Raw genomic sequence first — 8,640 nt, 5'->3', positions numbered from 1 at the left:
GACGTCCTCACCGGGCAGCGCGGTCTGCTGGGCCTGGGCGGCCTCCAGGGCGGTGGCCGCGACCGTGTCGGCACTGCGCACGCCACGGTTGGCGAACCACCATGCCGTGAGCGTTGCCCGGCCGCGGCGGCGTATCGCGGCCGGAGTCTGGTAGCCCGTCAGCAGCACCAGCGCGCCCTTGTGGGCCGAGTAGTCGAAGGCCCGCTCCAGCGCCGGGAAGACTCCGGTCGGCACGTCGCGGAGCCGGTTGATCATCCGTACCCGGTCGGCGACCAGGTCGGGCCGGTGTGCGGTCAGCAGCGCGAGGTCGGCGGCGAGCTGGGCGGGAACGTCGATGATGGCGAAGTCCCGGCGGTAGCGGGCGGTTTCGGCAATGACGTAGGCGTCGCGGGCGTCGGTCTTGGCCTCACCCCGGTAGGCGCCGGACATGCGGTTGGCCGTCCGGCCGGGCACGTGGACGGCCTGCTGGCCGTGGGCGGCGAGCAGGGCCGGCAGCAGTGCGGAGGACGTCCGGGAGATGTCCACCGCCCAGCGGACCTCGTCCGCCAAGTCCAGGGTCTCGCCGATCGCGGTCAGGATCGCTGTCTCGTCGTTGTCTATCTTCTTCGACCACACCGTCTCGCCGGTCTCATCGACCACCGCCGCCCAGTGATGGCCCTTGCCCGCGTCGATGCCGGCCCAGACCTGGGCCTGCCGCTTGCTCACTCGCCCCTCCTCGTCCGACACAGCATGCCGTCGGCCCGAGGAACACCCCGCCGTCATCTCCGTAAACAGCGACCGCACAAGGCGCGCACATCTCAATCAGCAGCCGGGGCGCCCCGGAGAGCCGGACGGCCACTCCTTCGGAGCCACACCTGGCAAGACCCCATCAGCCACATCCGGCCCTCCCGGGCCGCCTAACAACTTACGGAGAACCCATGCGCACCCGAAGACTTCTGACGACCACGCGCGGCCTGATCATGCTCCTCGCCCTGCTGACGACGGCGTTCACCACCATGCCGGCGGCGGCCGGGCCGCCGTCCGCGCCCCGCTCCGACCGGATGCTCGCGTCGTACGGCGGCGAGATCCGGGAGGCGGACCCGCGGGCGGACGGCTACCGCCACGTCGACACCCCCGCGACCCTGCGCGCGCTGAGCCACCTGCACAACGACACCTTCATCTACCTGATCTGGGACGCCCCCAGCGACTGGGACGATCTGCGCACCGAGTTCCTCCCTGCGGCGCAGCGGCAAGGGCTCGACGTATGGGTCTATCTGGTCCCGCCGACCGAGTGCTCCCCGTCGCGCTGCTCTCATCCCTTCACCACCGACTACCTCACGTGGGCGAAGGAGATCGCGACGCTCTCGACGCGCTATCCGGCGTTGAAGGGCTATGCGATCGACGACTTCAACCACAACCTCGGCCTGTTCACACCGGACTATGTCCAGCGGATGCAGCAGACCTCCAAGTCGGTCAACCCGTCGCTGCGGTTCATGCCGCAGGTCTACAACGGCACGATCACCCGGCAGTTCACGGACGCGTACGCCCCCGTGATAGACGGGCTGATCATGGCCTACCGGGACGACCCGTACCGCAACACCCAGCGCACGGACTCACTGCGGGCACAGCTCGACGCCGCCTCCGCCCAACTCGCGCCACACGGCAAGCAGCTGTACCTGATGAACTACACCAGCGCACTGTCGGGGACCCCGATGCCGCCGACACCGCAGTACGTGCGCGAGACGACCCAGGTAGGCGCCGAGTACACTGCGGCGGGCAAGCTGGGCGGCACCATCACCTACATCCTGCCGCTGGACCCGGCCGACGACTGGCGCAACGACAACCACGCCCACACCGGCAACGGCCGGCTCAGCCTCTTCCTCCCGGCCGGCGTTCCCACCCAATCCGGCGGCTACGCCGAGGCCGCCCAGACAGTGACGGTGGATCCGGACGGGCCGCACCGCATCCGCTTCCAGCAGGACGACACGTACTACAACGGCGGTGTGCCGACGGGCTACCACCTCAAGCAGCTCCTCGTCGACGGGCAGGTCGTCTGGCAGCAGGACGCCGCACTGGACGAGGCGGGAAGCTACAAGACCGTGGAGGTCGACCTCGACCCGTACGTGGAGGGCAAGACCAGTGCGACGATCGCCTTCCGGCTGTACGAGGCCAAGGGCGTGACGAACTTCTGGGTCGACACGCTGATCGACGACGTCGAGCCCACGGGCCTCGGCGTCGCGAACGGTGGATTCGAGACGCGGACCGGCTGGACCCTGTCCGCCAACTCCCGAGCGCTCCTGCCGGATTTCGACATATATGACCCGCAACGGGCGGTGCGGTCCTACCATGAGGTGCAGCAGGTGTACGGGGTGTACCGGCTGCTGTTCCAGGCGCGGTCGGCATCGGTGTCCGATGACGCCCGCAGGTCGCTCATGGCGATGGCCGACCTCGTGGTCAGGGACTACGGCGGGGGCCGTCTGGCGCCCGCGGCCCGTCGGGCTGCGGCACTGGGCCATGCGGCAAAGGCTCAGGGTCTGGCCGACCTCGCCCGACTGGCCGCAGAGGTTTCGCAGCAGCTGGCGCCCTGACCCGAGCGGCACGCCCGGCTGCCGCGAGCGGAGCTGCAGCACGCGGCGGCCGGCCCGGGAGCCGTCCGGTTCCCGGGACCGGGCGTGACAGGGGGATCCGTCAGCGCAGCCAGTCGTCGATGCGGTCGGCGACGTACTCGTCGTCGGTCAGCCACGGGTAGGCCCGACGGACCCGTTCGATCTCCTCGGCCTGACCGGGCGAGAGGTCCCCTGCCGGATCCAGGCACCAGCGGCCCGCCAGCAGCCCCTGTCCGCGCAGCACCTCGTGGATACCGGCAATGCAACCGCTGAAGCCGTGCGCCACGTCGAAGACCGCACCGTTGGCGTCGGTGAGCTGCGGCGCCAGCCGCAGGACCCGCAACGCCGCAGCCTGGTCTCCCCGCGCGGCCGCGTGTGCCTGCTCCAGCATGTCCACGGCGCTGTGCGTCCAGACGGCCCACTGCCCGAGCAGCCCGCCGACGATCCGCTTCTCCAGGATCTCCTCGCCGGCGCGGAAGCGGAACGGAGTCACCAGGTCGGCAAGGATGTTGTCGTCGTTCCCCGTGTACAGGGCGACCTCGTCCCTGCGATCGGCGGCACAGACCGCACGGACCACATCCGACGTCGCATAGCGGTCGAACGGCGCGATCTTGATCGCCACGACGCCCGGGGTGTCGGCGAGGGCTCTCCAGAACGCCGCCGACAGTGCCCGCCCGCCGACCGCCGGCTGGAGGTAGAAGCCGATGACAGGCAGCACCGTCGCCACCCGCAGCGCACGGTCGAGCAGTTCCTCCTCGCTTCTGTGCTCCAGACCGCCCGGACTGAGCAACACCGCCGAGTAGCCGTACGAAGCGGCCAGCTCCGCCTCCGCGACGGCCTGGGCGGTCTCGCCGCAGGCACCGGCCACCAGCAGCACCGGACGGTCGGTGCGTTCGCGGACCGTCTCGGCGGCAAGCTCGAGCACCGGCCGCAGCAGGCCCACGTCGGGCCGCCGGATCTCGAACTGCGTGGTGTGCACCCCGACAGCGATGCCACCGGCACCGGCGTCGAGGTAGTAGCGGGTGAGTGCGCGCTGGCGGCGCTCGTCGAGCCGGCGGTGCTCGTCCAGAGCAAGCGGGTGGGCGGGGATGACGCAGCCCCTGTGCAGCATCGCGGACAACTCCGCGGAGAGCTGGGCGGGTGGTTCCACAGCCGGTGCGGGGATGGTCACGTCAGTAACTCCCGTCGCGTCGCTCGAACTTGGTCGGCTTGTCCCAGACCGGGGCTCCGCTCCGCAGCCACTCCGCGGTCCAGTCGATGAGTCGGCCCAAGGCAACGGTCGGGTACCCGAACAGCCGGTGCGCCTCGGTGGCGTCGGACAGCAGCGCGCTACCCGACTCCTCGCCGACGATCAGCGGCTCGACACCGAGCCGGGCCCCGAACGCCTCCGCGAGGTGGCGCACCGACACCGTCTCCGGCCCGGTGACGTTGAGCGGCACCGCCGGAACCGCCGCCAGGTGCAGGGCCCGCAGCGCCACCTCGTTCGCCCAGCCCTGCCAGCAGACGTTGACGCAGCCCATCGACACGTCGACGGGCTCACCGTCGCGGACGCGTCGGGCGATGTCGAGAAGCACGCCGTACCGCAGGTCGATGGCGTAGTTCAGGCGCAGCAGCACGACCCGCGTGCCGAACGTCACCGAGGCGTGCTCCAGCAGCCGCTCCCGGCCGAGACAGGACATCGCGTACTCGCCGAGCGGTCCGGGGCGGGTGGCCTCCGTGGCGCCGCCGGAGTGCACGGGTACGAGCGGGTAGACGTTCCCGGTGGAGAAGGCGGCGATCCGCGCGCCGCGGTACCGCTCGGCGATGCGCCCGGGCAGGTAGCTGTTGGCATGCCAGGTGCGGTGTTCGTTGCCGGTCGTGCCGAACTTGGCTCCGGCCATGTAGACGACGTTCGCGGCCTCTGGCAGCCGGTCGAGGTCCCGCTCGTCGCCGAGGTCGGCCCGGATCACCTTCACACCCTCGGCGCTCAGCCGCTCGGCCGTGTCGCCGGAGCCGAAACGGGACACGGCGATCACCCGGCTGCTGAGACCGCCCTCGACGATCGCACGCCGGGCCAGGCGGACGAGACTCGGCCCCATCTTGCCCCCGGCACCAAGGACGACGAGGTCGCCGTCGAGGTCGGACAACGACTCGATGAGAGCTTCAGAGGGCCTGGTGAGGGCCTCATCGAGCTCGGCTTCGCTACGCACACAACCTCCCGGGTCGCTGTTTTCGGCCCGCCGTCGGCGTTGCCGTACGTTCCGCAGGAAGGGCCCGCCGGTCCACAGCCGTCCTGCACCGTGCCGACGGACGGGTGCCACGGCGCCCGACGGGGCTCGGGCATGGGGGAGTCATGGAGTCGGGAGGGCGAAGAGCTCTGCCGCGTTACGCCACATCACGCGTTCCACGACGTCCGTGGGCAACCTCGCCGCCGCCACCGCGCCCAGCGCCACCGCAGGGTCGATGAGCGTCGAATCCGTGCCGAAGAGCAACCGGTGCGGGTCGACCTGCTCGGCGACCTGCCGGAACCGGCCGGCGGGCGCGTGCGAGCAGGAGGGTTCCAGGTACAAGCGTGGACACACCCGCGTCGCCTCGACCGCCCAGTGCGAGTCGGTCCCGCCCATGTGCCCGGCGATGGCGCGGAGCCGCGGCAGCTCAGCACACAGCTGCGCCAGCTCCAGCACCGCCCGGTCCCAGGTGTGCACGAGAACCGGCAGGTCCAGCTCGTCGAGAAGCGTGAGCGCGTCCCGCATCTGGGGTGAGCCGACAGGGCTGTCGGTGTAGTCGGTGTGGATCTTCGCGCCAACAAAGCGACCGGTGGGCAGCAGCTCGGCGATGTCGTCTTCGGCTGCTGCGAGATCGCGCGGGTTGATGGCGAGGTAGCCGAGGAGCCGGTCGGTGCGGGTGAGGACGTCGGCGAGACGGCGGTTGCCCGTCCGCGGGTCGTAGATCACCGCCTCGGTCGCCGAGACGATCTGCAGGTCAATGCCGTAACGCTCCATCACTTGCACGTTGTCTGATACGTCGGCGACGTTCATGGCGAAGAACCAGGGGCCCCAGTGCGCGTGTACGTCGATGATCACGGTTTCCCCTCCGGTCCACCGTCGACTTTTCCGGCCCCAGCGGTCCGGGGACCCGCGTCCGCGTCGGCACGCGCGCCCGCCGGTGCGAGCAGCCGGCGTGCGTTGCCTCCCGCGACCATGGCACGCGCCTCGTCGTCCAGGCCGGACCGGGCCAGCCGCAGCAGGGGCACCACCGGCTCGTAGAGCGGTGTGCGCGTGCCGAACAGGAGGCGCTCAGGTCCCACCTCGGCGGCCACGGTCTCCAAGGCGTCCGGCGAGTTCAGCAACCTGGTCGAGGTATGGAAGCCGGGCTCGTCCCGGGCCAGCAGGATGAAGTCGGCCAAGGCGTAGAAGTGCGTGTCGAGGAACACCACCTGCGCGTCGAGGCCGGCAAGCGGTCTCCATACCCGCCGTATGTCACCTCCCGTCAGCAGGACCAGGCCGTGGTCGACTGCGCGTTTGGCGATGTGCCGGAAGGCGGGGAAGTCCGGGTCGGCGTGCTGCTCGTCCGGGAACAGTCTGACGGCCCGTACGCCGGACCGGGCGAGCTGCTCGATCACCCGCTCGGCGCGCAGGGCATCGCGGAGGTCGACGACGCCGGCGGGCAAGAAGTCCGGGTGCCGGGCCGCGGTTGACAGCACGTCGGAGTTGCCTGCCGCGGTGTCCCACAGCGCGCCGCGCAGCGAGCTGACGACCGCCCGGGCGATGCCGTGGGCGCGCAGTGTCTCGCGGATACCCTCCGGGTCGCCGACCTGGCCGGGCCGGTCGGGGTACCGCCCGAGGAGTGCGTCGATGTCGAGGTCGATGCGCAGATCGATACCGAGTGCGTCGCGTGGGTGTGGTGTTTCGCCGCTCGCGACGGTGATGTGCGGTCCGGTCACCCCGGCCTCCCCGAAGCCTATTTAGGACGACCGAAAATCTAGCTTAGAGCGCGCCGATAATGAAGGTGCATGAGGTCCTTAATTCCTTGAGGATCCTTAGGCGTTCGTGCCGGCGGCTCGGTGCACGGGGCTTCCGGCGCCGTGAAGGCGGGGAGGGGCGCGCAGGTGGCGCAAGGGCCCCGACGTCGGCTGCGGCTGCCGCCGCTCCGCAGCGAAGTCGTTCGGGGCACGCCGGCATACCCACCGTCCAGGCCGACGGCCGACGCCCGCCCGCTTGCCCCACGCACCGCAGGACTCCGCCGCGGGGTCCGGGTCCAGCCCGGCGGCCGGCCGCGCCATGCGCCGCCGGTGCGGTGAGCGACGCGAGCCGCCGATGGCTGAGATCGCCACGCACCTCGACCGGTCATCGTCTGTCGCGCGGACGGTCGTCTCCGGTCTCATGGGCACCGGCCACTTTGCCCTCCAACTCCCGGCCCGTCCGCCCGAATCGAAGGAGCACCGTCGTGGAGCACCCGGCCCCTCGCCCTTGACCCCACCGGCCCGGCGCGCCCCGCCGGGGAGAGTAAGCGCGAAGTAGGCGATCCACAAGCGGACGCGGCCTGCCACGATCCCTCCTCCGATGATCTGGAAAACCGCATACTGAAGGCTCTGCCCAGCACCGTCCAGACCTGCACCTGCTGGTGCCGAGCGGCCGCCAGAGCGATCCCACAGGCCCGCGCCCGCTGACCGTACGGCGGCGTGATTCCGTCAGCGGCGCGTCAGGGGCCACACGACGGCGCGGCGCCGCACCTGCGCGGCTACTCGTTCTCCAACTCCGGGGCGCACACCACCCGGATGAGCTGGTGGACCCGGACGGCCAGTTCGGCGCATCCCTGATGCAGAGACTCCACTGCCTTCCGCAGCTCGTCCCAGGGCACGTGGGCAACTGTGTACGAGCCTGTCTGCTACCGCTGCGAGCCGCATCAAGAGCAGTTGGCCGAACCCACTTTATCGAACTATTGTGTGAGCGGAGCGGGTGTGGCGTTCTGGTCGCGGAACGACAGGCGAGCAGGGGGTGTCGGAACGGGCTGGAGGTGCACGGTGGGCGGGTTCACGCATCTCCAAGTGGAGATCCGGCGGGTTCCCAGAGCCCGTCTAGCCTGTCACCGCTGTTCATGCTGGTCGGAGGCTTGTGGATGAGATCCGATCGTGTGAGGTTCTGCGGATTTCTCGCAGATTCCAGGAGTTCTGGGCGTAATTTGCTGCCTCGTGGCAGATTCAGGGAGTCGCCGCTTCTCGCTGATCACTGCCGAGGGCGGAGTGGGCGCGATGGAGCGGCCCAGGGAGCCGGAGCCGGGGCAGGGTGATGTCCTGACGCTTCAGCGCCGGGCTTTCGAGTCGTCGACCGAGGCGGACGAGCGGGCACTCTTCCAGGACACGATGGCTGAATACTGCTGGACGAGGGATGTCGCGGGGCTGTCGGCGAAGACTCTGGATGCGCTGGTCCAGCCGGTGGTGGAAGTCTGCTCGTTCTACGGCGTGGTGCCGTGGCGACTGACGTCGCGGCAGGTCGACAAGTACTTCTCCGGGGCGGGGAAGCCAGGCCGTCACGCCACAATGCGCTCGAAGATGAACCGGATCGACAGCTACTTCGCCTTTCTTGAGCAGCGGTACGCGGGAGAGATCCTTAGGTGTTTCGGGGCGGCGATCCAGTCCCCGGTCGATTCCTTCAACCGGCCCGAGCACCGCGGTGACTTCGGGTTGCGGATCCCGTCGTCTGTGCGGGCGACGAAGGAGTTCTTCGCGTCCTGGCGTGATGCTCTGCCGTCGGCACGGAAGTATCCGGTGGCTGTGCGGAACTACGTGATGTCCAAGCTCACCTACATCTCGAGGGTGAGAGCGGCGGAGCTCTGCTCGGTGCGGATGGGGGACGTGCACTGGGAGAGCGGACAGTGGGGCCGTTTCCTGGTGTTCGGGAAGGGTGCCAATGGCTCAGGCCCGCGCGAGCGGGAGGCATACCTGTTTGCCGAGGGGCGGGCACTGCTGTGGTGGTATGTCGAGGAAATCCGGGGTGAGTTCCGCGATGATGCGGCTGATCCGCATGCCCCGCTGTTCCCTTCCGAGCGGATCCCGAAGTCGATCGCTCGCTGAACC

7 protein-coding genes are annotated in these 8,640 nt (G+C 69.8%); 2 read left to right on the top strand and 5 right to left on the bottom strand.

Going from position 1 to position 8,640, the window contains the following annotated elements; genetic code table 11:
* On the bottom strand, positions 1 to 705 hold a 705-nt coding region (locus ABZV31_RS35680), incomplete at its 3' end, for an IS110 family transposase (RefSeq protein WP_355901002.1).
* Between the two features lie 212 nt (positions 706 to 917).
* On the opposite strand from ABZV31_RS35680, the gene ABZV31_RS35675 reads away from it, so the two are divergent.
* A complete protein-coding gene (locus tag ABZV31_RS35675) occupies positions 918 to 2,567 on the top strand; it encodes a hypothetical protein (protein ID WP_355901001.1) in 1,650 nt (549 codons plus the stop codon).
* Between the two features lie 100 nt (positions 2,568 to 2,667).
* Here the strand turns inward: ABZV31_RS35675 and ABZV31_RS35670 are convergent, their stop codons facing one another.
* The 4 genes from ABZV31_RS35670 to ABZV31_RS35655 all read right to left on the bottom strand — a co-directional run bounded on the left by ABZV31_RS35670 (position 2,668) and on the right by ABZV31_RS35655 (position 6,507).
* A complete protein-coding gene (locus ABZV31_RS35670; RefSeq protein WP_355901004.1) occupies positions 2,668 to 3,696 on the bottom strand; it encodes a dihydrodipicolinate synthase family protein in 1,029 nt (342 codons plus the stop codon).
* A gap of 61 nt (positions 3,697 to 3,757) precedes the next feature.
* Positions 3,758 to 4,774, bottom strand: a complete 1,017-nt coding sequence (locus ABZV31_RS35665) for an NAD(P)-dependent oxidoreductase (RefSeq protein ID WP_355901000.1) — start codon at positions 4,772 to 4,774, stop codon at positions 3,758 to 3,760.
* Between the two features lie 141 nt (positions 4,775 to 4,915).
* Complete coding sequence (locus tag ABZV31_RS35660) at positions 4,916 to 5,647, bottom strand: amidohydrolase family protein (RefSeq protein WP_355900999.1); 732 nt, start codon at positions 5,645 to 5,647, stop codon at positions 4,916 to 4,918.
* The gene (locus tag ABZV31_RS35655) at positions 5,644 to 6,507 is read right to left on the bottom strand and encodes a hypothetical protein (RefSeq protein ID WP_355900998.1); all 864 of its coding nucleotides are present in this window, start codon (positions 6,505 to 6,507) and stop codon (positions 5,644 to 5,646) included. Before ABZV31_RS35655 ends, ABZV31_RS35660 begins: the two co-directional genes overlap by 4 nt.
* Before the next feature lie 1,248 nt (positions 6,508 to 7,755).
* On the opposite strand from ABZV31_RS35655, the gene ABZV31_RS35650 reads away from it, so the two are divergent.
* A complete protein-coding gene (locus tag ABZV31_RS35650; RefSeq protein ID WP_355900997.1) occupies positions 7,756 to 8,637 on the top strand; it encodes a site-specific integrase in 882 nt (293 codons plus the stop codon).
* The last annotated feature ends 3 nt before the right edge of the window (positions 8,638 to 8,640 follow it).

This window comes from Streptomyces sp. NPDC005202 (assembly GCF_040608235.1).
Classification (GTDB): Bacteria; Actinomycetota; Actinomycetes; order Streptomycetales; family Streptomycetaceae; genus Streptomyces.
Note: the sequence above shows the minus strand (reverse complement) of the source record. Positions and strands in the feature narration are given on the sequence as shown.

Coding starts and splice junctions, on each gene's coding strand:
- ABZV31_RS35675 (WP_355901001.1), top strand. CDS start 918: ATGCGCACCCGAAGACTTCTGACGACCACGCGCGGCCTGATCATGCTC.
- ABZV31_RS35670 (WP_355901004.1), bottom strand. CDS start 3,696: ATGCTGCACAGGGGCTGCGTCATCCCCGCCCACCCGCTTGCTCTGGAC.